Raw genomic sequence first — 25,331 nt, forward strand, 5'->3', positions numbered from 1 at the left:
CCCTTTTTTTTGTAAAGCAAAAATAATGTATGGCAAAAAGCAAACACTTTTAAAAAATATGCCTTGCAATATTGCCTTAACATAGCACATATTTGCAATAAAATTTAATTCCGGTTATGCTTCAACGAATTCAAACTGTTTATCTTACACTTGCCGCATTGGCATGTGCTGCCATGTTTATATTAGATGTGGCGCTGGTGCGCAATGCCACAGCACAACAACAATTAATACATGTACGATTATTCAATTCAGATGCTGTGGGTAATACCTGGCAAGCCCCTTCGGTGTTTTTGGTTATCCCTGTATTGGTAGTAATTATTGGCCTGTTATTAATTTACACCGCATTAAAATATACCAACCGTAAACAGCAAATGATGTTTTGCAAAATTATTTTACTGCTTACGCTAGTTTGTTTGCCATTCATATACTTCCTGGTAGAAAGTGCGATAAAGGCTGTAAGCCCGGCACAGCAGTTCTATTTATATGCTGCGTATATGCCCATAGTTATTTTGCTATTTACCTTTTTTGCACTCCGTGCTATTCAGCGCGATGACAACCTCGTAAGAAGCGCTGACAGACTGCGTTAAGCTTTTTTAAACGCTTGCTGATTTATATTGGTATTAAGCAACAGCAATAATTTAGCTCCAGAAAAAAAAGTGCGCGGAAAAATGGCCAAAGCATTAAAAAACTCATACGTCAAGACAAGCGTATGTGAGATCAAAAAATTCGCCTTGGAAAGAATTTAAGCACGCTGCAATCATCATCTAGCAACTAATAATCGCTAGGAATTTTTGAGTCATCAAATAAAATCTATCAAATTGATTCTTGAACAGATTGGATTTTAGCAGAAAACGGTGTCGCTCCTACGGAGTTAATTAACCGGGGCGCGAACTCATTCTATTAACAGGTCGCTCCTACGGAGCTCTAAGATTTTTTATGTAGCCGACCAATCTCCAGCGGGGTGGCTGGTTAATACATATGCAATCGACAAAAAACAGCAAGTCCTAAATATAAAAAAAGAAACTCTCCGTACCCTTCCGTGTCTCCGTGCGCCCTGCATTTAATCTTCAAAAAAAAGAAACTCTCCGCACCCCTCCGTGTCTCCGTGCGCCTTGCATTTAACATCAAAAAAAAGCAACTCTCCGTACCCCTCCGTGCGCCCCTGCATTTAATCTTCAAAAAAAAGAAACTCTCCTTGCCCCCCCCCTCTTCTCTGAAGGCATCTGCATTTTTTCGCCCAAATTGTATTGATGCTTTTGGCTAAGGGTTAATCTTTATTAAACGAGGCTTTTACTTTTGTCGCTGTTTCAATTTTATTGAAAGTCAATTATTGATTTTCATTTTCGATACATTCCAAAAGGAATTTTTTTTTAATGCTACTACACTTTTCAAAATATAGGTTATAACATGAATGCAACACGAATACTGTTGGTTGAAGACCACCCGGTAAACAAAATGCTTTGTAAAAACATCCTTAAGAGAAACGGATACCATGTAGAAACAGCCGAGAATGGGCTTGTTGCTCTGGAGTTTTTACAAAAAAATCCGTTTGATTTAATTGTAAGCGATATTAAGATGCCGGTAATGACCGGACTGGAAATGACAACATACATACGCACACGGTTTCCTAAGCCTGTTTGCTTAATTCCGATTATTGCTTATAGTTCGTTTGATACGGACTACGATCGTATAAAAGCTAAAGAATGCGGGATGAATGAATGCTTAACAAAACCTTCTTATCCGGAGGAGTTATTGCTGGTAATAAAAAGATTAACCGATCAACATCTTGTATTGAAAGCTTCTTAAGATTAAATAAAAATCAGATTATTTTAAATCGTCAAAGTTGAGGCTTGCGTCAGGATTTTCTCCTTGGGCATGATCGCCTTGATTGTTGCGAGGTTGACGTGGTTGCAGCGGTGGCGCGTTTTCGTGTATGTGAGTGAAAGCTGCTTCCAGGCCGTCCATAAATTTATCAAAATCTTCGCGGTAAAGAAATATTTTATGCTTTTCGTAAAATGGTTTTTCATTTTCATTGCCACTGAATTTTCTTTTGCTCTCGGTTATGGTGAGATACATATCATCGCCACGCATTCCACGAACATCAAAAAAATAAGTCCGCTTTCCCGCCTTTACAGCTTTCGAAAATAACCCATCACGGTTTTCATTAAAGTCCATTTCGCTCATATACTTTCGTTAAGTTTTGTGAATTTAATTTTACTAAGGTCACAAATATATAAAAATATACATACTGCAATTATTTAAAAAAACTGGTAATTATTTCAAGATGATACAACTATCTGACAGTGGAAAATGGTTTACTAATACTACCATATTGGGTCTTGATAGTTGCAAAATAATACCCCAGCGCCAAATTGCTTAAATCAACCGAGGCTTGCTTATTGGCACCTTCAATTTTAGAACGTTTAACAAGGCGAAAGCAAATATCTTTTGCTGCCTCTAGTTATAGAATTAGTTCGAACTCGCTATGCATTTATCATCAGCAAACAAAACGCATTGCGTACCTCACCTTTATCAAGTAACTCCTTTGCTTTATCATGACACGATTGTTCGCTCATCGGGGTGCTGCTAAGAATCGAAAATTGAGGTGATGCCTTAAAGGCAGCCATTTCTTCTATTGAAGGAATGGTATGGCTGTTTCCCAATTGCCCAAGATGATTGCCGGTAAGTACCTTACTGTTTTTAATATGTTCAGGCAAGGCATCAATACCAATAGCAAGCACCTTGGCGAGTGGCTTAGCCACTTCGAACAATGCAGAACCTGAAGCCCGGCAATACCAATCGCCACCAAGTCGTGCAACCAAATCTATTTTTTGTTGATCTATTTTTTATTGGCATCAAGAACATCTTCGCTAATATGCATGAGCAATATTTCGCAAACTATCAAATTGCCTGCACCTCCCTCCTGCCCTGTTTCTATAACTTCTTTTACTATACACTCTATTTGTACAGGCGACTCCTTTACTCTAAATGGCTTTACTATTTCCGATTTTAATTTAGTAAAACCAGACTTAATAAATTCGTCAACACCTTTGGGATACTCGGTACTTGCAAGGCTTTGCTGCTGCACCATGGCATAATTTACTACATTAATTACCACTTCTTTTGTTTCATAAACATTTTCGAGTGTATGCTTAATGGTATTGTCTCTTACTCTGCGGGCAGGACTAAAAATTAATGTAGGAGGGTTGCTTCCAAAAGCATTAAAAAAACTAAACGGACTTAGGTTGCAGTTACCATTAGCATCAATGGTACTGGCAAATGCAATAGGTCGAGGAGCAATAGCACTAAGCATATAGCTGTGCAACTCCATTGTTTTTACTTCGCGCGGATTTATGGTGAGCATGATGTTATGGTTGATTTATTATTTAAACATTCCCGATTTGATAAGAAGTTGAATGCCCTGCTCCAGCGAAGTCATAGGCCTTCTCATTAATTCTTTCATTTTACTGTTATCGGGTTTTCTGCGGGTCATATCGCCTTCTTTAAGCGCGTGTGTATGTACAATTTTCGACTTCGAGTTGGTTAGTTTTACAATGATGTTAGCTAATTCAAGAATGGTAATTTCATTATCGCTACCAACATTAATAACATCGTTTATAAACTTGTTTTGATAAAAAGCATTTGTGCATGCCTCAATATTATCTTCTATGTAGCAAAAGGTGCGGGTTTGCATTCCATCGCCATAAATAACGATGTCCTTACCTTTAAGGGCCGCTGCAATAAATTTACTCATAACAAAATCAACACTTTGTCGTGGTCCATACGTATTGAAAAATCGGAAAATAGTAAAGTCAAGATCAAACTCTTGTTTGTAGCTGCGCAGGTATGCCTCGCCAACATTTTTTACAATGGCATACGGAAGGCGTGAGTTTAGCGGTGTGGTAAGCTCATTCTGAGGAAACTCTACCGGCTCGCCATACACTTCGCTCGATGATGAAAAGTAAACACGACTTACTCCTGTATTTTTTGACAGGTTGAGCACATTGCGTATTCCCTGCAAATCGTTTAGTACCATCACGGGATTATCCAAGGTGCGCTTTACTCCTACCACTGCAGCATAATGAAAAACATAATCGAATTGATACGCATAAAATATACTTGCGAGGTCGTTAAAATCATTTGCATCTGCTTTAATAAATTTCAGGTTGGCATGCCTATGCAAATTCAGATTTTGAGCATGTCCGGTTAAAAAATTATCAACGGCAACTACGGTGTTATTTTTATTATCGGCTAGTTTTTCGGTAAGCCAGCTGCCAACAAAACCGGCAGCACCTGTAACTAATATTTTATTTTTCTCACTCATACTTATTGTAATTTGATTTTTTAATTCTCGCTTATTTCCATAAGGTATTGTCCATATCCGCTCTTCACTAATGGAAGAGCAATTTGCTTCAACTGGGTCAGGTCTATATATCCCATGCGGTAGGCAACTTCTTCTATACAACCAATTTTTAAACCTTGCCGTTCTTCAATTACTTGAACAAACTGCCCTGCCTGCATGAGCGATGCAAACGTGCCGGTGTCTAACCAGGCAGTACCCCGGTCCAATATACCTACTTTCAATTTGCCACGTTCGAGGTAAACTTTGTTTACATCGGTAATTTCATATTCTCCGCGTGCACTTGGCTGTAAGTTGGCAGCTATATCTACAACTTCATTATCGTAAAAATACAGGCCGGGTACGGCATAATTCGATTTGGGGTGCTGCGGCTTTTCTTCAATCGATATGGCTTTTTTATGATTGTCAAATTCAACTACACCATAACGTTCGGGGTCGCTAACGTGGTAGGCAAAAACTACTCCTCCTTGTGGATTTTTATTTTCTTGCAACAACCTGCCTAACCCGCCACCATAAAAAATATTGTCTCCCAAAATTAATGCCACTGCATCGCTACCAATAAAATCTTTGCCAATTACAAATGCCTGTGCAAGACCATTGGGCACCGCTTGTTCGGCATAGCTGAACTTGCAACCCAACTGCTGGCCGGTGCCAAATAATTTTTTAAAAAGCGGCAAGTCGTGTGGGGTGCTAATAATTAATATCTCATTTATGCCTGCCATCATCAGAACTGATAGCGGGTAGTAAATCATTGGCTTATCATACACCGGCATGAGTTGCTTGCTCATTGCTAACGTAAGCGGATGCAGACGCGTACCTGAACCTCCGGCTAATATTATTCCTTTCATTTGTTTATGTAAGGTAGCAAACATACAAAGTAAAAGCACAAAAAAAACCGGAAGCAAATTTTGCTTCCGGCTTCTGATACAAACCACACTAAACTTTATCCCTTTTTTCCAAAAACCTTTTTTAGCAAGTCGCTAACTTGTGCCATAGGGTCTTTGCGGATTTTGGTTTCTTCCTGTGCTATGAGTTTAAACAAGCCTTCGATGGCCTTACCTGTAACATAATTCTCCAGATTGGGATTTACCTTTTTTGCTAATGGAATTTTATTGTACTTGGTAGCAAGGGGGTTCCAGTATTTGGTAATTTGAACCTTGCTCAACGATGCTTTTACAATTGGAGTAAAAGCGGCAAGCAACTGTGCATTGGTTCCCTTTTGCAAAAATCGTGTGGCGGCATCATCGTTGCCGTTCAATATTTGCAGACCATCGTTAATAGTAATTTTCTTAATAGCATCTAAAAAAATAGGAGCAGCACTTTTACTGGCATCCTCAGCTGCACGGTTAAGTTGCATAACAAAAACATCTACTTGCTTCCCTGCACCTACCTTACGCAACATGGCTTCCATGTTTTTGGCTTCGGGTGGCATCAAGATTTTAATAAGCGTATTTTTAAAAAATCCATCTGTTTTGCTTGCCTTGGAGCTTCCGTTATTGGCTCCTACTGTTAAGGCTTCGCGTAAGCCTTTTATTACCTCATCGTTGCTGAGGTTGTTGCCATTAAATACGCCTGAGGCGGTATTAATAATGTCCTTTATAGTTTGTGCTTTTCCTTCATTTATAAAGAGGGATAAAACTAAAACAGCTAAAAATATTCTTTTCATATGCGATAACGTTTTTAATTAGTTAATTATGTGGGGAGCAATTATACTGCCATCGGTTATGTTAATTGTGAATGGACTATGAACCGGGAAGCACACAAAATTATACTTTTGCATTTATTATGGAAGAAGGAATTATCAATAAAGTACAAGAAAGCGGAATAATCACAATAAACCTGGATGACTATTATCAATCGGGAGAGCGTGTGCAATATGACCTTAGACAAAATCTGGTAGAAGATGTATTGTTGCGCGAAAAAGATTTTCGCGCTTTTATCAAAGAAAATGATTGGAGTAGCTATCAGGATAAATTAGTGGCCATCCATTGCAGTGTCGATGCGGTAATACCTCAGTGGGCATATATGCTGCTTGCCAGCGCCTTGCAGCCATATGCAAAGGTTGTGGTGGCAGGCAACATAGAACAACTTGAACATTTTCTTATACAACAATCGTTACAATCTATTAACCCCGAAGATTACAAGGACAAGCGTGTAGTAATTAAAGGTTGCGGAAAATATGATTTGCCCCTAAGTGCACTAACCGTATTAGTGACTCTGCTCCAGCCTGTTGCCAAGAGCATTATGTATGGTGAGCCTTGCAGCACAGTGCCGGTGTATAAGAGGCAGGTTTTATAATCATACCAGCGTAGTAATTCGGGTCTATTTATTTTTTCTAAGAAATGACTAGTGCAAACAGTAATTAAAGCCGGCATATTCACTTTAATCCCTTAGCTGTAGTGCGCATTTATTTTGTTTTTCATTTTGTAGTAAAAAAATGGAGAAGAAAATCATATAATTTAGAATGTATGCTTTTTCATTTGATTGTGTTTCGTTAAGCTAATCAGAGATGAATTGGATTCATTTATAAGTAAGACCAATTCATAATACGAGAGTATGGTGGTCACAGCAGATGCAAAATAGAAGTAAATTAAATTGGTTGAAAAATAAATAATAGCGTACTAATAAGTAATGGGCAGGTATTAGCAAACCCCAAGCAAGTTGGAGGGAGTGTTGTTGCTTATTCGGGTCTTAATTTTTTTATGAAATACCGGCTGCCAATTAATGATTCTTCTGACACATCTTTATTATTTTTATAATCACCAAATATGGAATTCGTATAATTTGAACCATACTTGAAGCCAATAAAATCATAGCTTTATTGTAATTTATGATTCGCCTTTGAGCTAATTGCAAGAGTTCCGCCTTTAAGATTTACGAAGCTCTTTACTTTGCCCGTCTCCTATACTACTATTGAATCAATGAATTCAAAAATCTGAAGTGCTTTTTAAGCATAATAATGATGGGACTTAGTTTGCATTGGTTAAATAATATTGAGATGATTAACAAAGTTGCTGTCTGCTTAAATACGATTTAACAAAAATTATTTATTAAAAAGTATGCCTCTTTAAAATAAAAATTATATTTGCATTAGACTAATAACTAAAAAACTTACATGTGCCTTCATTAAATACAATATCAATAAAAGCAGTTTTAGGTTTTTTCACGCAAACGATATCAATACTCAAGTATCATATTATTTATTTTAGTTTAACAATTTAACACCTCCGTATTATGAAAAAAAATCAATCGTTTTTAGTTTTCTTTATCGTGCAATTTGTTTGCTGTAGTTATTTTATTAACTCCGCTGCTGCTGCCCCCCCCCCCGCAAAATAATTGTAGTAGCAATCCTGCTTTAATTGGAATATGCGATGAAGATGGTGCCACAATTCAAGTATCGATAGCCCAAGATGTTACTAATTGGAAAATGGCTTTATCAATAACTGACAATCAAGTAACAGTCTTTCCTGATGGAAGCAACAATTTTCCGGAATGCACTGGTACAAATCTCCAAAATGCAAAAATGCCTTTCGATATAGAAATTATAAGTTCGGGAATTAATATGAACCAAAACGGAAATGAATATACTTTTTCTCGAAGCACCACGGGGCCGATTACATTTGAAATAAAAATAAAGCTAGATTGCTCTTTATCTAAATTTATAAAAGACCCAATGGCATTTCAATATACATACAGCAATGCGACATTTTACCTAAAACACGTCTGGCAACAAAAGGTGCAGGGCAATTATATTGCGCTATGTGATGGCAGTATAGCCATAGACCAAACACAAATTAATGAAAACAATGGTACGGCATACAATAATGCAATAGATATTGGATATAATGAAACCAAATTTTTATTATTTAAATACATGTATAAAGCGGCAATTAATGGAGCAGACATGGCATTAGCATTTGGTATGCAGGCTAATGGAACAGTTTGTAACAATTTGCCATTTAGCATTGATAGATTGCGATATTCGATAGATGCGGGACAGAATTGGGTGGCGTTAACAACGGGAAATTCCGTTACTTGGGTTGAAGCGCTTACGGGTGATAACGAGCTGTGGGTAGAAGTCGAAATAACAATGAATGAATGTGCTAATAATTGTGACAATAATGATATTGTTGCCACATTGTCTTATGGTTGTGATCAAGCAACATATAGCAGCCAAAATTTTTGTACAGAATGCGATGAGTTAATTACGACTTTTGTAAATTTTGAAAATAAAGAACCTGCCATTGAATATGAGCGCATAAGTCCTGTGGATTTAAATACTACTTTAACCAATAATGACAAAATATTGTATGAACACCCATATGATGTAAGTTGCGAGGGTAATGGCGTTGCATGGCAATATAAAGTTGTAAACACCGGAAGTGTTACAGCAAAATATATTAAGGTTACAGTACAAGAGCCTATACAAAATGCTGGTTTAATATTAATGGATGGTGGCGTTGAAGCTGATTTTATAGATGCTAATGCAACGAATGCAAGTATCGATAACTTCACTACTATTGGATATACAGGCACTTTGCCGGCATGTAGCCTTCAATTACAGCAATATAATCCAATATCAGGCTTTAGTTTTGAAATATTGGAATTGAAACCTAATGATTATGTTTTGGTGAATTTTAAAACCAGAAAATGCTGCGCAAAAGACAATGTAGATTTTGAAAATCTTTTTAATAATCCTAAAAATTATAACCAGTTTTATTTAACCTTCATTACGCTAGGAATTTGTAGTGATAAGTTTGTGCCTAAAGCGACAAACAATGATAATATCTTATCTAGTGGTGCTGGAATAAGTACTTATCGAACTCAAGATTCTAAGCCAGAGGATATCAATATGAAAACCACTTTTTTTCCAAGCATGAGTAATACCATTGTTTTTCCTGCGAATGAATACACACAGCCCAATTGTAGTTTAAAATCAGCAAGCGTGATACCCAATGTAATAAATGTAAACGACTTTGTTGGCAATATAGGAACACTGAACGAATACGATTTACAGGCATTGGGTTATGAGGGTCTATTGCAAGGCCCATCCCCCTTTAAGCCCGATTATAAATCCAGCATAAAGTTGAAATATGCGTATTTAAAAGTAAAGATTACGTGTGAATCAGGATTGCAAATGGACGTAAGCAACAGCAATATAAGTTTTGCCACAAAATATGATTTCATCCCCTACTTTATAAGTGGCGCAATAAAGTGGGTGCCAAATTACAGTGTAGCAATTGAACCTTCTTTTAATTGCTCACTGAGTCACTCCTATTTATTTTTTTTCAGAATGGATGACTTGCTTCAAAACTCGGCTTGGGGAACCATTACCCCAAACCCTATTACATTTATTGAAAACAGTGCTTTCAGGTTTAATATGTTTCCTTGTTGCACGCTGGATGGAGGTAACGTAGGAGGTACAGATGCAGGAAAGTATAAAGTAGAATTCTCCATGCTTGGCAATTGTGGTAATAACCCTCCAGACATAAATGCAATAAATTATAATAGCCCTTTATTTTGTTGGCTTCCATTGAAACGTGAAGAAGATCGAGTGCAAATTAATTGCCCAGGATGTTTTGCTCCGGGTCTCATAACAGAAAACTACTATATGCGAAGAACCAATTTAGGCTACAAAGATGCAAACGACAATCAACTTGCCGATTTAAGCTCTACCAAAATTACTTATGCACCTACTATTGCAGCCGGCCAAGCTAACTATACTAACTTTGACTTGCTAACCCACAGTGCTGTAACACATGGTGATGAGGTAGAAGACCATTTTGTATCGTACTTTAAGGATGGGGATAATGGTGCAGGCAACTATAATTATGCAACCATGACGAGCAATCAGGCATCTCTAAAATGCTTACAAATATTGCGCAAAATACCTAGTGCCGGTTCAGCAGATATGAACTTGCAAGTGACAGGTTTCGACTTTTATATTGATGATGTTAACAGTGTTAGTACCAACTGCGTTGATTGCGATAAATTTGAAAGTTATACAGGCTATGAAACGAAATTTGTAATGCAGGTAAATGATATGGCTGCCGCATTCAACATTAATATTAATTTAATGGAGCAAGACGGAAATGGCAACTATTTATTTACCATAAATGATTTTGATATTGCTAACGGAAAATCAAATGCGAATCATTTCTTTTCTCAATCAGCAAATAACACTACCACTTATCATTCGACCTTCCCAAGTAGTAATTATAAATATGCAGTGGACGAAAGATACCGTTTAGTAATAAGGTATCGAGCTTGTGGCAATATCGTATCCTTAGAAAATTATATTAATGCCATTACAAAAGCAGAAATTGAAAACGATGCTTATCTAATAGGAACAAAATTGTCCTTAATAGACGCATTAGGTTTTGGTTATCCAAAAATGCCTAACAATATTGAACTAGCGTGCATGGAGCCACAGCATTGGACATTTAACGGGATTGACCCGTGTACAAATGCAAATTCCGTAACACCAGTTGACCAAAGTTTTGCTAATGCTTACAAATTCAAATGTGAAGTGTACGGGTGTAAAATATATTTTATTTCAACAGGTGTTTCGGCACATACTAAATATTGGACATCAGGTTGCGATGCAAATTTAGAGACCAAAACTGTTAGCACATTAGGAGACCCAACCAATGATTGTTTTGCATTTGAAGTAAAGCCCCCACCTTTTATTGAAACCAATTGGCATTATAACTTACCATCATTGCTTGATTATACACATACCATATCAACATTTCGCGCGTGGGACAAAGCAGGCAACCTTTCAAATTCGTATACATCTACCATTTCTCCGGGTAATAATTTTATTGATATTAAATTGACAGATAATAATGGAGCCAACCAATTTTTTGATGATTATGTTATTGCGGATGAAAACTTTTCATTTTTAAACCCACGCATTCATGATCAAAGAAGTACCATGTTTGTAAAGTCCGTGTTTGCACAAAAAACTTGTACACCCCAACTTGCAACATATATTTATACTGATTTGGATGCTAATGTTCATTTTATTGAAAGTAATGCTGCAAATACTATGTGTGCACTTAGCTTTGATAAAAATATTATTCCTACAGATCCACCTGTGCCAAACAAATGGAAAGCTGTCAATCCAAATGTAGCATTAAAAATACTACCACCAACAGATGATATCGACACCAAAAAAGTAACATGGACATTTACAATTACAAATGATAACACATCAGGTAATCATTCAAACGCTCCATTTGTTTTTTTAACAATGCCACCAGCTATGACTTCGCATTTTATAAATATTGCTCTCACTCAACTTAATTACAATAGTGTTGCTGTACCTCCACCATTAATTAATAACAGTGAATTTCAATTGGGATTGTTAGAAACTGATGGCGTATATACAGGCACAATAGAAGCGGACTACGCTCCTTGTTTTACGGCAAACCATTTGCAGCTTGATTTTAGCGCGCGTTGGGCATGTTTATCAAATGGTCCTGCATGTACTCCACCTTCCACAAGTAGCAGTATCTTAACTAATTCACCAACTCAAATTCTTGTAACACTTAATAACCCCAACAGCACCTTTACTTTGTGTAGCGCAAACAATACTTTGGCGGCTGATTTCACAAATTATTCGGGAAAACAATGCTGTGTTTCCGCAAGATATAGTACTTAATACCAACAACGGCATTTTTAATATCACAGGGTGTGAAATTACCGATTGCAATGGTGGCTCCCCACAGTCGGTAATGCCCGTAAATAATATTATTTTAGCCACTGATGTAAATGCCGCCTTAACTAATTTGGGATTAATTGACCAAACCGGATTATACTTAATAAATGGCGCATGCTTTAGTGTAAACTTAGTATACGAAATTAATTGCACCAGTATATCGCCCCTTGCACCACCAAATATTACTTTTAATTACCTTAATTACTGTGGCGACCTTAAAAGTGCTAAGGCTAACTTTTTGCCTATTCCACGTGATTTTGATAATCCAAGTATTTGCACCGATTGCTACACTATTGTAAAATCTGCAAACCCCGGTAGTGCAGTTATCAATCAAGAAACTGTAACGTATACAATAACTGTTACAAGCTTTAATGGTGCATCTACAACTGTTTCATTAAATGACGATATACTTTCTTTAGGCTCATATAGCGGCTACATGGGGCCAGTTTTTCCTATCAACAATTTAAACTTTTCAGGCTGGCAGGCAGTTTCTACCACTACTTATTCTCTTACTTGGATAAGCCCAACACCAATTGTCAATATTAAGAATACTGCCACATTAAGTACAGGTTTAACTGCACTCCAAAGCGATACCGCAAATGTACTATTACTTACTGATTGCGATGCCACTGGAATTGGTGTTATAGGCACCAATGCACAATCAATATCATACATGAGCAATGCTGCAGTAGCTGCAGCATCGAGTAATAATACTGTACTCATAAGAGGAACTTTATATTTAGATAATCCTGTAAACAATTTTTCATTCGCCAACAAAACTTTTATTATGGGTGCCGGTGCCGAAATAATATTGCCGGAATATAAAATCTTAACCATGAAAAATTGTACTTTGAGTGCTTGCAATAAAATGTGGAAAGGTATTACACAAACATACAATGCCAACAATACAGGCTGCATGCTTAGCATGGCTAACTGCATAGTTGAAGATACGCAATATGGCATCACATTAAATGACTATTGCTTTGGCATGTTTCAACAATGCACTTTCAACAATAATTTTGTAAGCATTTATATTCCAGTGCCAGTATCAGCACAAGTAGATGCAATGAACCAAAACCTATTGATAGTAGATAATTGCATTTTTAAATCCACAGCACCATTAGCTACAAACTATGCTAGTCAAACACCAACAGCACTTGTAAAACCGCTTGCAGGCATACTTATCAACTCGGCCGATTTTCAAAATTGCACTTTTAATGGTTTCGATGGTTTGAGCAATGGAATAATTTCCTACCGCAGTAATTTAACTCCGCGCGATTGCTGGTTTCACAACATTGCACCTTATAGCAATCAGTACAGCGATTTTACAAAGGATTTTTAATGCAGACTATAACGGCAGTGGTATCTATTGCCAAAGCGGACGTACTTTTTCTACATTGCATCAAACCGGACTTGGCAAACAAGGTAATTACAGTTTTAATAACTGTATCTATGCAATATTTGCCGATAGAATGAATATAGAATCTTCGCAAAATAATATGACAAATGTTGCAAAAGGATACCGAATTACAGCTGGGCAAGGCTGCAATATGCAGGTGTACGACAACACTATTGATGCGCAGCACGATGGCATGCAACTATTGCAAAATGATGGCGCATCAAGGCTTGCTGTGCATAACAACACCATCACGTTTGGCGATAATTTATTGGGCACAATATGCAGGAGTGCGTGTTTATGAAGCCAATGGCAAAGGAGCAAATACTTTATCATACATTACAAATAATAATATCACACACAGATTAGGTGCAAACTCTGCATACAATGGTATAGACATGATGTCTGCAAACAGATGGAGTATTGCAAATAATTACATTACGCTTACCGATAACAATACAAACAAAAATGGAATATTGGTAAAAGATGGCGAGTCTGCAACTATAGGCTGTAACCATATGAAGGCAATGCTGTGTATGGCAACATCGACCAAAGTGCTATCACTTCTTTTATAGTGCAACGGTGTAACCATAGCTTGCAACTACACCGACAAAACCGAATATGGTGTTCTTGTTATGGCATCTCCAAATAGCACACAATACAAAGCGGAAATAAAAGCTAACGAATTTAACCATCATTCTTATGGCTTGCATTATACCTTGCATGCACTTATAGGTAACCAAATAGAAACCGGTAACAAATGGATGCTACCTGCAAATAGTTATATAAAACAGGCTTTACACGATGATAATGCATTAAATACTTTCATTCATTTTAACACAACACATGCTACGCTATGGCCTGATTGCTCACCTGTCAACTGGTTTCAAGCTGTTTTCGGTGTAAATAATGATAGTACATGCACCCCAAATGCCCAAAACAATATGGTTGATTATTGTATGGATAATTTTGTTTTCCCAAAAATAAGTAACGAGTTAGATGAAATAGACGATGTTTACTTGAAAGGTGAATATGCAGGGTCGGCATACGGTAATGAATTAGCTTGGATGTTAAAAAACAGTATATACCGCAAAGCAGAAAATAACGCAGCCTTGCTTGCCGATAGCTTGGTACAAGCAATATACAATGAGGCAGCAGCAGGATATATGGGCAGTTTGTATACCATGGACAATGAAAAAAATGAATGGTATATAAACGATAGCCTTGCAAATTGGAAGATTAATTTTAACGACAGCCTTGCAAAAAACATAAGCAAGGATATTGACATTAAACTTATAAATTTAGCAACAAAATGGATAGCAACTTAAATGTAAATTCTGTGTTGAGCGATCTGCAACTATTGCAAATGCAACGAATGATGAAACAAGCATATATGGACAGCATAACAGCTTATGAGAATAATATAAAGTATGCAAAAGGCGAAGATATAGCAGACATGGCCGATGCGCTAAATGCACAAAATGAAATAGAGACAAACGAAAAACTTTATACCGAAATTTATGCTGGTACTATTTTGCAAGGCATTTACGAATTTACGCAAGACCAGATTAATACTTTGATATATATAGCCAACCAATGCCCTTTAGCGGGTGGTGCAGTTGTTTTTCGTGCAAGGTCATTATTATTTATGGTTGATGAAACATACACTTACAACGACCGCGAAATATGCAATGCCGTTGGCATTACATTGCGCCAAGGGCAGCAAGTGCCAGTAGAAAATATTGATGCACGCAGGTTTATAGTATTTCCAAACCCTGCCAACGATGCAATTAATATTGTATATCCGTATACATCAGATTGTACCATGCTATTTGTATTGTATGATGGTTATGGCCGCTCTATAACTTCTATTAAATTAGACAATAAAAATGGTTTACTTACACTGCCAACAAAAGAAATAAACTGTGGTGTTTATGCTTATAAAATAAGCTGTAATTACATTGTAAAAACCAATGGCAAACTTGTAATAATACATTAATATGAGAACAATATTATTTGCTTTCATTTTGCTTAATTTTAATTTGGTGAAAGCGCAAGGGTTAATAATTTATGGATTGGTGGTTACTATTCATACCAAGGCAAACCAGCAGGCATCAATTGGATTGATTTTCAAAGTGGAGTTCCAGTTGCTACTTATGATAGTCTTGAAATGGATTTTCGCTATACTAATGCTTCAATATGTGATAGCAATGGTAATATGTTATTCTATACAAATGGATATTATATTGCTGATGCAAACAATGATACCTTGCTTAATGGAACTGGAATAAGTCCAGGACAATATGCGAATATGTTCCCTGATGGCTTTTTAATACCACAGGCAGCATTAGCGATACAGAAACCGGGTTCAGATTCGTTATATTATTTATTCCATTCAACAGTTGATAATCCACCTGACTTTACAGAATCCCATTTTCTTTATTACTCAGTAATTGATATTTCAACTAATAATGGTTTGGGTGAGGTTATATCTAAAAACAATATTGCTATTACAGACATTATGAATGGGGGTAAAATAGCAGCAACAAAACATGGTAATGGCCGCGATTGGTGGATAATGGTCCATAGAGCGTATACCAATATTTTTATAAAAATATTGGTGACACCTTATGGTATTGATGGCCCATTTTACCAAACAATCGGAAGCGTTAGAGATTGGGATGCAGGTCAAGCAAAATTTTCGCCTGATGGTACTCGATATGCTTATTATCACTATCGAAATAATACAGATTTAGATGTTTTTGATTTTGACCGCTGTAGCGGATTATTAAGTAATTGGCGTAACGATACCATTGAGCAAATTGTTGGTAATGTAGGTATGGAGTTTTCACCTAACTCGCAATATGTGTATGTGAGCAATATTGTTAATCTTTATCAATATGACTGCAATCCGGCCAACCTTGCAAGCGGCCGTATATTAGTTGCTACTTACGATGGATTTTATGATAGTTTTCCACCCGCGGGTACTTATTTTTGTCAAACACAAATTGCCCCAGATGGAAAGGTATATGTGGCAACTGGCAATAGCACTCGCTACTATCATATAATAGCCCAGCCTGATAGCCCCGGGCTTGCCTGCAATGTTATACAGCATGGATTGATGGTACCCTTTTATTTCAATACCATTCCCAATCATCCTAATTATTTTTTGGGGGCAAATGGGTTGTGTAATAATTTGAGTTATGAAAGTTTAGAAAGTGGGAAGGTTAAGAAAGTTACGGTGTTTGGTAACCCTACCCACGATAAATTTACATTGTGGTTTCCGCCTGATAAGGATGTGGGCGAGTTGGAGATATATGATGTTAACGGTAACCATATACGCAACGAGCGGGTTGCTCAATGGAGCCAGTATAAGACTGTGGATATTGGTGAGTTTAGTGCAGGGGTTTATTTTTGTAAGATGCGGTGGCCGAGTGGGGAGGGGAGTTGTAGGGTTGTGAAGTTTTGAAAGTTTTGAAGGTTGAGAAAGTTTTAAAATTTGTGTAATCTGTTCAATCAGCTTAATGTGTGGTTCAGACAATTGGCAATTCACCCTAAATCCCCTTTAGGGGACTTGCCTATTCTCGGCTTGGATTTTCGTGAATATTTGATTTTTTAATTGAATAAAATTTGAAAACTAATACTAAATAATAAGAGAAACCCAGCGTAGCAAAGGTAAGCCCCTTAAGGGGTTTGGGGTGTATTTTGGTGCCGAATGCGACTACGCTTGTGGTTGCATCTATGTCAGTTGTGAATAACAAAATTTTATATTTGCTTAGTAAAATATTTATGTTATAAAATGAATGAACAATGCAAAACTATTTCACGAGCTGTAAGCGAGGGTGCTTGCGGGAACGGGGGGCTTTACCATGGTAAACTTATAAAACTGAAGTAGCCATGAGAAAATCTTGCTTTTTAGTTTTATTGCTTTTTGTTGCAAATAGTTGCATGGCACAGTGGTTAAGTAATATGTGGTTGATGGGATACCAATCTTGGGGTGGATTTCCATACGAAACTTACAAAATAGATTTTAAAACTGGAGTTCCCAATGTTTATCTTGACAGCATAGGAATGAATATAGCGGGTGCCACTCATGCAAATATTACAGATACAAATGGAAGTTTGCAGTTTTATTCAAATGGTTATTATATAGCTAATAATGCAAATGATACTATGATAAATGGCACCGGTATCAATCCAAGCCCTTATACTACCGAACAAGGAAATAAAACTATAGGGCTCAATATCCCACAAGCTAATTTAATATTACCAATGCCCGACCATCCTAATTTGTATTATCTGTTTCACAATACAGTTGATAATTTTCCGTACAATAGCCTTGCACATTTCATGTATTATAGTGTAATAGATATGAGTTTAAATAATGGGCTTGGCGAGGTGGTGCAAAAAAATGTAGTGATAAGCACTGATACAACTAATGCAGGTAAAATAACAGCCTGCAAACATGGTAATGGCCGCGATTGGTGGATAACATGGTTAGGTACTGGCAATAATAGGATTTATAAAACACAATTAACTCCTTATGGTGTATCAGCTGTAACAAGTCAAAATATTGGTAGTGTACGTAACTTCTTTATTGGCCAAGGAAGATTTTCGCCCGATGGCACCAAATATTGTTTTGCGCATACCAATTTTGTTGCTGATGCGATTATTGATTTTTATGATTTTGATAGATGTACAGGAATGTTTAGCAATGCACAAACAGGCGTAAATTATGAAAGTCATTGTAAAAATGGTGGGGTTGAATTTTCTTCTAACTCCCAATTTGCATATATAACTAATTGCGATAGCATCTTTCAGTTTGATGTAACTCAGCCAAATATTTTTGTTACCAAAACCTTGTTAGCCGTATGGGATAGTTTCATTTCTTTTGGTTTCGGTACTTTTTTTGCTTATCCCGAGCTTGCCGATGATGGTAAAATTTATATTACCACAGGTAACAGCACTATGCACTTACATGTAATTAATAATCCGGATAGCCCCGGGCTTGCTTGCAATTTTGTACAGCACCAATTACAATTGCCGGGTATTATTCTAATAGTCTGCCTAATCATCCCAATTATTTTTTGGGGGATAATGGGTTGTGCAATAATTTGAGTTATGAAAGTTTAGAAAGTGGGAAAGTTAAAAAAGTTACGGTGTTTGGTAACCCTACCCATGATAAATTTACATTGTGGTTTCCACCAGATAAGGATGTGGGTTGGTTGGAGATATATGATGTTAACGGTGAGTGTATACGTACCGAGCGGGTAAGCCAATGGAGCCAGTATAAAACTGTGGATATAGTTGGGCTTGGTGCGGGGGTTTATTTTTGCAAGTTGCGGTGGCGGAGTGGTGAGGGGAGTTGTAGGGTTGTGAAGTTTTGAAAGTTTTGAAGGTTGAGAAAGTTTTAAAATTTGTGTAATCTGTTCAATCAGCTTAATGTGTGGTTCAGACAATTGGCAATTCACCCCTAAATCCCCTTTAGGGGGACTTGCCTATTCTCGGCTTGGATTTTCGTGAATATTTGATTTTTTAATTGAATAAAATTTGAAAACTAATACTAAATAATAAGAGAAACCCAGCGTAGCAAAAGGTAAGCCCTTAAGGGGTTTGGGGTGTATTTTGAATGCCGAATGCGACTACGCTTGTGGTTGCATCTATGTCAGTTGTGAATAACAAAATTTTATATTTGCTTAGTAAAATATTTATGTTATAAAATGAATGAACAATGCAAAACTATTTCACGAGCTGTAAGCGAGGGTGCTTGCGGGAACGGGGGGCTTTACCATGGTAAACTTATAAAACTAAAGTAGCAATGAGAAAGGTTGTGCATACATTAGTGCGGTTAAAATGTCTAATTAAATTATCCTAAGCGACATGTGTTTACTGAAAACACTAAACATAAGCAGAATATGGCAGATTACTGTTCCTTACTTTGTTGATTGTAAACAAAGTTACTGATGAGTATGGATATTTCGAACAGTAAATATAGAGGCACTGCAACCAGCATTTGACTTGTTACATCGGGCGAGGGGGTAATTACAGCAGCTATGATAAGAATAATAACAATAGCATGCCTCCTGTAAGCACGCAAAAATGCCGGGGTTACAATTCCAATTTTTGAAAGAAAATAAATTACAATAGGCAACTCAAACACAATACCCGAAGCCAACGTCATAAATACGATAATGGAAATAAAAGAGTCGAGTGTAAAAATATTTTGAACCTGGTCGCTTACTGTATAGGTGCCTAGAAAATTGATTGATAAAGGTGCAATTACAAAATATCCAAAAAAAACACCGGTAAGAAATAACAAGCTGGTAAAAAAAACCACACCGGTAGTGTACTTGCGTTCCTTAGGACTTAGTGCCGGTTTAAAAAACTGCCACAACTCCCAAAAAATGTATGGAGCAGCTAATATAAACCCTGCCACAAAAGCTACCCACATGTGCAAGGTAAACTGCTTGCTCAGCTCGGTACTCTGCAAACTAAACGGAATTTCGCTTATGCAAAAATCAACCTCTACCTTGCGGGCAAGCCAACAAAAAAAACGATAGGTTATAAAACTACTTTTTTTAGGAGCGAGTATAATGCCATCAAACAACAGCGCCTTATTAAAAAAAGCTACAACGGCCAGCACACACACTGCCACCACACTACGCACCAGATGCCAGCGCAGGGCTTCCAGGTGTTGCAGAAACGACATCTCATCGGGATTCGATTTTCTATTGAATAAAGCAGCCATCAGGTTTGGGTTGCAAAATACCATATTTGAAAGTGCATAAACAAATTGTTCCGAAAAGAATATTTTCGCATGCTCATAATGAACGAAAAACAAAACTATATTCGGTTACTAAGCTCAACACTTTATTTATTTATAGGTGTGGTTAGCGTTTACTTGTTTGTAAGAAATGCAAACTTCTATGAAATTAAAGAAAATATTGCCGGTGCTGACTTACGATGGTATATAGTGATAGTTATAACCACCACATTAGGCTATATGGTACGGTGTGCGCGCTGGAATATGCTTATAAAAAGCGCAGGAGGCGAAGCCACTGTTTATGCATCATTTATCAGTTTATCGATAGGCTATTTTGTAAACCTTGCTTTGCCACGTGTGGGCGAGTTTACACGCTGTGCCACCCTGCAACAAAAAAAGAAAATCTCTTTTGCTGCGCTAATTGGTACCGTAATTACTGAGCGGCTGGTCGACCTGATTTGTTTAATACTAATGCTAATAGCTACGTATGCCATGCAAAGCACGGCTATGAAATCGTTTTACAATCAAAACATTATTGAACCATTGAGCCATACCTTGCAAAATAAAATGTCCGGAACTTCAACCCTGTTCTGGTTAATAATTGTTTTAACAATTATCGTTTCAGTCTATATTTTTATTAAGGTATTAAGACCTCGGTTGCCCGATAAATTAAATGCAATTACCAGGCAGGTAATGGATGGCATTGGTAGCATTATGAAAATTAAACAACCCATGTTGTTTGTATTTTATAGCATGCTCATCTGGTCAGGGTATTATTTTATGACATGGTTTTGGCTGCAGGCATTTGATGAAACCAGCAACAATTCGTGGGGACTGTGTCTAAGCATTATAAGTATTGGCAGTGTGGGGCGCACTATTCCCATTCAGGGTGGTGGCATGGGTGCCTATCATTTTCTGGTAGAAAAAGTGGCAGCGGCATATAACATTGCCCCTAGTATGGGCAAAACTATTGCTATCGTAGTGCATGCCGGACAAATGATTTATACCACTGCCATCGGTATTGTTTGTTACATTATTTTTATGGGACGAAAAAAATCTAACAAGCCTTGAAGCAATCCAATTAAAAAATAATTAAACCGAAAGATGGTATGAAAAACTTCTACCTTTGCCACTATATTAAACAATAACCAAATGACAATAGTAACCGCACCGGTAAGCAAATTGAGCAATATGGCCGAAACGCTTATAGGTTCAGAAATATTAAAAATTGCAGGCGAGGTAAACGAAATGATACGCAATGGTGAAAAGGTATACAACCTGACCGTAGGCGATTTTGACCCCAAAGTTTTTCCCATACCTACCGAATTGTGCGAAGAGCTGATAAATGCCTTGCGCGCTGGAGCTACCAACTATCCACCAAGCGATGGTATTGCCGAGTTAAGACAAGAAGTTGCCAACCTGATAAGTACACGTGAACACATTACTTATAGTCCGCAAGAGGTAGTAATAGCCTGTGGTGCCCGGCCTATTATCTATTCCATTTTCCGCACCATAGTAGAAAAGGGAGATAAGGTAATATTTCCGGTACCCTCATGGAACAACAATCATTATTGCCACATGAGTGAAGCCATAGGTGTAGAAATACAAACCCTTCCTTCAAATAATTTTATGCCATCGGCCGATGAATTGCGGCCACATTTAAAGGGTGCAACATTGCTGGCATTATGTTCACCGTTGAATCCTACCGGAACTGTATTTACCGAGTCAAACCTTGGAGAAATTTGTGACCTGATATTGGAAGAAAATGCTCGCAGAGGGGCAGATGAAAAACCGTTGTACCTCATGTACGATCAAATATATTGGGCATTAACATTAGGACAAACACAACATTTCAATCCTGTATCGCTGCGCCCCGAAATGCGCAATTACACCGTGTTTGTTGATGGCATAAGCAAATGCTTCGCTGCTACCGGCTTGCGTGTGGGCTGGGCGTTAGGACCCTCCTTTATTACAAGTCGTATGCGTGCCATACTCTCACATGTAGGCGCATGGGCACCAAAGGCCGAACAAGTTGCAACTGCTAAGTACCTTGCCAATACCGATGCAGTGGATAGTTATTTAAGCAATATTAAAACTGAAATAAAAAATCGCCTTGACGGTTTATATGAAGGATTTGTTCGATTGCAGGAAAAAGGATTGAGGGTAAAAGCAATAACTCCACAAGCTGCTATTTATCTTACTATACAATTTGACCTTGCCGGAATGACTACGCCCGAGGGCAAGCAACTTGGCAATGCAAAGGATGTTTACAAATATTTATTAAAAGAAGCTAAAGTTGCCATTGTACCTTTTTATGCTTTTGGTGCACAGGAGGATAACAATTGGTATCGTATTTCTGTAGGAACATTGCCGGCAGGTGATGTGCCGCACATTATTGATGCAATTGAAGCTGCACTTAGTAAATTAAAATAAACGGATTAAAATCCTTTCACATACTATTACTGAATGAAAAATAATTATTGTGTAATTATGGCCGGTGGTGTTGGAAGCCGATTTTGGCCTATGAGTCGCAATGCCAAGCCTAAACAATTTCTTGATATTTTTAGGCAATGGCAAATCGCTCTTGCAACAAACCTATGATCGCTTTACAAAAATATGCCCACCTGAAAATATAATTGTAGTAACCAACGAATCGTATATCAAGCAAGTCATAAAACAACTGCCACAGCTGCCCAAAGCAAATGTACTGAGCGAGCCACATCGTAAAAATACGGCTCCTTGTATAACCTATGCTACATTTAAAATTATGGCAAAAAATGCCGATGCCCGTATTATAGTAGCACCCAGTGATCATGTTATAGAAAACGAAATAGGGTTTCATTCAGTACTTAATCAGGGACTCGCTTTTTGCGAAAAAAACGATGTGCTTCTAACCATTGGCATACAACCCGGTCGGCCCGATACAGGTTATGGATATATTCAGTTTGTTCCAAACACCGATAAGGAAAATACAATTTATAAAGTCAAAACATTTACAGAAAAACCTGATCTTGAAATGGCAAAATTCTTTTTGCAATCAGGCGAGTTTTTTTGGAATGCAGGCATCTTTATTTGGAATGCCAAGGCAATTGCAGCCGCGCTAGCGCATTACCTGCCTGATGTGTATGACTTGTTTGCCGCGGGAAAAGGTAAGTACAATACCAGAGCAGAAAAGGAATTTGTAAAAAAAGTATATGCGCTAAGTCCAAACATTAGCATTGACTATGGCGTAATGGAAAAAGCCAAAAACGTTTACACTTTAGGTGCAGATATTGGCTGGAGCGACCTGGGCACCTATGGTTCGCTGTACGAGCATATTAAACATGACCAAAAACAAAATGCCATTGTTGGCTCCAATGTGATGGTTTATGACACCGAAGGTTGTATGATTCAGGTACCGAAGAATAAACTGGTTGTAGTACAGGGTCTTAAAGATTTTATAGTAATCGAATCAGATGACGTACTGCTCATTTGCCATAAGAAAGACGAGCAACAGATAAAGCAATTTGTGAATGATGTAAAGATTCAGAAGGGTGATGAATTTATTTAGAACTCCTGATCGGCATCAAATTAGTTTCTGGGCATAAATGCATTTGCTTACAAAGTTGAATAACACATGAACCCAATAGAAAAATAAATAATTCGGCATACTGCTTGATAAATTCTTTATTCGAAAAAATTTAAAACCAAAAAATATGAAATCATTAAACTTAACTGCATTCCTAATTTTATTTTTTGCAGCAATGGCAGTAGCGCAAACAGCAGCTACCGAAGAAGATTATAACTACATGATAAAAGGTTACAACCTTGGTGTAAAAAGTGGCATGGGCTTAAAAGAAGGTTATAGTGTCATAGAATCCAAAGAGTTTGACGAAAGCCATTTTCATTTTACCTATATATCACTTGGGCGCAAGGTAGGCGACAAAGTGGAGCACGTAGGATATATTTTAAAAATGAATGATAACGAAAGTAAGAATGAATATTTCTTTGGGTTGCCACATAACAATGCGCCCTTGCTTGAACGTAGCTTTTTAAATATACGCACATTGAGTGCCAATGCGCTTGCCGCTTTCTTAAAAACTTACATCAGACTCGATCAGGGAATTAAGTAAGGTTATTTGATAACCACCCAGTAAGACCCACCATGTTGTTCCACATTGTGTAGCTTGGGATTATTCCATATAGGTGCGGTGATGGCGTGCAATTCCTTATCTGTATAAACAAAGTAATTAGGCATAATCGTATGGTATCGTTCTGGATTTGCCATTAAGAAAAAAGCCAGTCCATACTGTTCGTTATAGGCGCGGTTACACATATCCTGAGGATAGTCAAATGGTAGATATACATCGTGCACTTGTACCAACACTCCCTTGGGAAGTAAAGGAAGCACTTCCATAAAAAACACCATTGCATCAGAATTTGGTAATATGCGATGCGAGTTATCAATAAACAAAATATCATTAGGTTTCAAAGCAAATAGAAAATCAAAATTGCTTTTCTCAAAAGGTTCGCGAATTATCTTGTTGCTTAATGCATCAATCTCAGCTCGCGGATAGGGATCCATGGAAATTATTTTGGTGCTTAGCCCTTGCTTTTTTATGGCATGATAAGCCACCTTGGTACTATTACCGGAGCCCACTTCGACATACGTGGCTGGTTTATATTCCGATAGAATGGTGTAAAGCATTACAATATCAAGACCCGGCAAAAAGTTGTTATTATAAACGGGCAACTGAGCATTTTGCTCTTCACTCATTTTATTAAGTGAATGAAACACATCGAAGTACTTCAAACTTGCCTGCAACAGTCGTGCATATTCATTCCTGTTTCTATTAATCAGCTCATTCAATAGCCGGTGGGGAGCTGTTGATTCAGTATAACGCGGCCCGAAATCAACTTTATACTCCAAAAAAATATTCTGGAAACGCGGAGAAATAAAACGGTACAAGGACTTAATAAAACTCATCGTTAAAGGTGCTTTTATGAACGCGCAATATTAGCCTTTTTATTGAAGGCGAATTACATGGTTGTAGCGTTTATTTTACCTTTCGGCTTAAAATTCTTTACTAAATTCGGCCTTTAAATTCAA

21 protein-coding genes and 2 pseudogenes are annotated in these 25,331 nt (G+C 37.4%); 16 read left to right on the forward strand and 7 right to left on the reverse strand.

Features of this window, described 5'->3' with window-relative positions; genetic code table 11:
• Window positions 1–116 precede the first annotated feature (116 nt).
• Window positions 117–587: a DUF4293 family protein gene (locus tag IPO27_15375; protein MBK8847842.1), complete on the forward strand. Its 471-nt coding sequence runs from the start codon at window positions 117–119 to the stop codon at window positions 585–587.
• A gap of 820 nt (window positions 588–1,407) precedes the next feature.
• Entirely contained in the window at window positions 1,408–1,806 is a 399-nt protein-coding gene (locus tag IPO27_15380; protein MBK8847843.1) for a response regulator, read from the forward strand.
• An 18-nt stretch (window positions 1,807–1,824) separates the two neighbouring features.
• On the opposite strand, the gene IPO27_15385 is transcribed toward IPO27_15380, so the two are convergent.
• The 5 genes and pseudogenes from IPO27_15385 to IPO27_15405 form a co-directional block, all read right to left on the reverse strand.
• Complete coding sequence (locus IPO27_15385) at window positions 1,825–2,175, reverse strand: DUF3276 family protein (protein MBK8847844.1); 351 nt, start codon at window positions 2,173–2,175, stop codon at window positions 1,825–1,827.
• Between the two features lie 308 nt (window positions 2,176–2,483).
• Window positions 2,484–3,364: pseudogene (locus tag IPO27_15390) on the reverse strand (flavin reductase family protein).
• Window positions 3,365–3,382: 18 nt separating this feature from the next.
• Window positions 3,383–4,324, reverse strand: a complete 942-nt coding sequence (locus IPO27_15395) for an NAD-dependent epimerase/dehydratase family protein (GenBank protein MBK8847845.1) — start codon at window positions 4,322–4,324, stop codon at window positions 3,383–3,385.
• Between the two features lie 20 nt (window positions 4,325–4,344).
• Window positions 4,345–5,208, reverse strand: coding sequence for a glucose-1-phosphate thymidylyltransferase RfbA (rfbA, locus tag IPO27_15400; protein ID MBK8847846.1), 864 nt, complete (start codon window positions 5,206–5,208; stop codon window positions 4,345–4,347).
• A gap of 95 nt (window positions 5,209–5,303) precedes the next feature.
• Entirely contained in the window at window positions 5,304–6,026 is a 723-nt protein-coding gene (locus tag IPO27_15405) for a DUF4197 domain-containing protein (GenBank protein MBK8847847.1), read from the reverse strand.
• A gap of 119 nt (window positions 6,027–6,145) precedes the next feature.
• On the opposite strand from IPO27_15405, the gene IPO27_15410 reads away from it, so the two are divergent.
• The 10 genes from IPO27_15410 (at window position 6,146) to IPO27_15455 (ending at window position 18,866) form a co-directional block, all read left to right on the forward strand.
• The gene (locus IPO27_15410) at window positions 6,146–6,658 is read left to right on the forward strand and encodes a DUF2480 family protein (protein ID MBK8847848.1); all 513 of its coding nucleotides are present in this window, start codon (window positions 6,146–6,148) and stop codon (window positions 6,656–6,658) included.
• A 979-nt stretch (window positions 6,659–7,637) separates the two neighbouring features.
• The gene (locus tag IPO27_15415; protein MBK8847849.1) at window positions 7,638–12,026 is read left to right on the forward strand and encodes a hypothetical protein; all 4,389 of its coding nucleotides are present in this window, start codon (window positions 7,638–7,640) and stop codon (window positions 12,024–12,026) included.
• The gene (locus IPO27_15420; GenBank protein ID MBK8847850.1) at window positions 12,001–13,425 is read left to right on the forward strand and encodes a hypothetical protein; all 1,425 of its coding nucleotides are present in this window, start codon (window positions 12,001–12,003) and stop codon (window positions 13,423–13,425) included. The genes IPO27_15415 and IPO27_15420 overlap by 26 nt, the downstream gene beginning before the upstream one ends.
• Complete coding sequence (locus IPO27_15425) at window positions 13,379–13,783, forward strand: hypothetical protein (GenBank protein ID MBK8847851.1); 405 nt, start codon at window positions 13,379–13,381, stop codon at window positions 13,781–13,783. Before IPO27_15420 ends, IPO27_15425 begins: the two co-directional genes overlap by 47 nt.
• Window positions 13,737–14,054 carry a hypothetical protein gene (locus IPO27_15430; protein MBK8847852.1) on the forward strand — a complete coding sequence of 106 codons (318 nt, stop codon included), beginning with the start codon at window positions 13,737–13,739 and terminating at the stop codon, window positions 14,052–14,054. Before IPO27_15425 ends, IPO27_15430 begins: the two co-directional genes overlap by 47 nt.
• Window positions 14,055–14,114: 60 nt before the next feature.
• Window positions 14,115–14,807, forward strand: a complete 693-nt coding sequence (locus IPO27_15435; protein ID MBK8847853.1) for a hypothetical protein — start codon at window positions 14,115–14,117, stop codon at window positions 14,805–14,807.
• Window positions 14,792–15,478 carry a T9SS type A sorting domain-containing protein gene (locus IPO27_15440; protein ID MBK8847854.1) on the forward strand — a complete coding sequence of 229 codons (687 nt, stop codon included), beginning with the start codon at window positions 14,792–14,794 and terminating at the stop codon, window positions 15,476–15,478. Before IPO27_15435 ends, IPO27_15440 begins: the two co-directional genes overlap by 16 nt.
• A 171-nt stretch (window positions 15,479–15,649) precedes the next feature.
• Window positions 15,650–16,948, forward strand: a complete 1,299-nt coding sequence (locus IPO27_15445) for a T9SS type A sorting domain-containing protein (GenBank protein ID MBK8847855.1) — start codon at window positions 15,650–15,652, stop codon at window positions 16,946–16,948.
• Between the two features lie 428 nt (window positions 16,949–17,376).
• Window positions 17,377–18,597 (forward strand): hypothetical protein, encoded by a 1,221-nt coding sequence (locus IPO27_15450; protein MBK8847856.1) that lies wholly within the window; start codon window positions 17,377–17,379, stop codon window positions 18,595–18,597.
• Window positions 18,594–18,866 carry a T9SS type A sorting domain-containing protein gene (locus IPO27_15455; GenBank protein MBK8847857.1) on the forward strand — a complete coding sequence of 91 codons (273 nt, stop codon included), beginning with the start codon at window positions 18,594–18,596 and terminating at the stop codon, window positions 18,864–18,866. Before IPO27_15450 ends, IPO27_15455 begins: the two co-directional genes overlap by 4 nt.
• A 536-nt stretch (window positions 18,867–19,402) precedes the next feature.
• Here IPO27_15455 and tatC read toward each other — a convergent pair.
• A complete protein-coding gene (gene tatC, locus IPO27_15460; GenBank protein ID MBK8847858.1) occupies window positions 19,403–20,227 on the reverse strand; it encodes a twin-arginine translocase subunit TatC in 825 nt (274 codons plus the stop codon).
• A gap of 78 nt (window positions 20,228–20,305) precedes the next feature.
• Between tatC and IPO27_15465 the strand changes: the two genes are divergently transcribed.
• The 4 genes and pseudogenes from IPO27_15465 to IPO27_15480 all read left to right on the forward strand — a co-directional run bounded on the left by IPO27_15465 (window position 20,306) and on the right by IPO27_15480 (window position 24,354).
• Window positions 20,306–21,313, forward strand: a complete 1,008-nt coding sequence (locus IPO27_15465; protein ID MBK8847859.1) for a flippase-like domain-containing protein — start codon at window positions 20,306–20,308, stop codon at window positions 21,311–21,313.
• An 81-nt stretch (window positions 21,314–21,394) separates the two neighbouring features.
• Complete coding sequence (locus IPO27_15470) at window positions 21,395–22,675, forward strand: aminotransferase class I/II-fold pyridoxal phosphate-dependent enzyme (GenBank protein MBK8847860.1); 1,281 nt, start codon at window positions 21,395–21,397, stop codon at window positions 22,673–22,675.
• Window positions 22,676–22,708: 33 nt separating this feature from the next.
• Window positions 22,709–23,792: pseudogene (locus IPO27_15475) on the forward strand (NTP transferase domain-containing protein).
• A 145-nt stretch (window positions 23,793–23,937) separates the two neighbouring features.
• Window positions 23,938–24,354, forward strand: coding sequence for a hypothetical protein (locus IPO27_15480; GenBank protein ID MBK8847861.1), 417 nt, complete (start codon window positions 23,938–23,940; stop codon window positions 24,352–24,354).
• A 2-nt stretch (window positions 24,355–24,356) separates the two neighbouring features.
• On the opposite strand, the gene IPO27_15485 is transcribed toward IPO27_15480, so the two are convergent.
• Window positions 24,357–25,208, reverse strand: a complete 852-nt coding sequence (locus tag IPO27_15485; protein MBK8847862.1) for a class I SAM-dependent methyltransferase — start codon at window positions 25,206–25,208, stop codon at window positions 24,357–24,359.
• Between the last annotated feature and the right edge of the window lie 123 nt (window positions 25,209–25,331).

The organism is Bacteroidota bacterium (genome assembly GCA_016714535.1).
GTDB lineage: Bacteria > Bacteroidota > Bacteroidia > AKYH767-A > OLB10 > JADKFV01.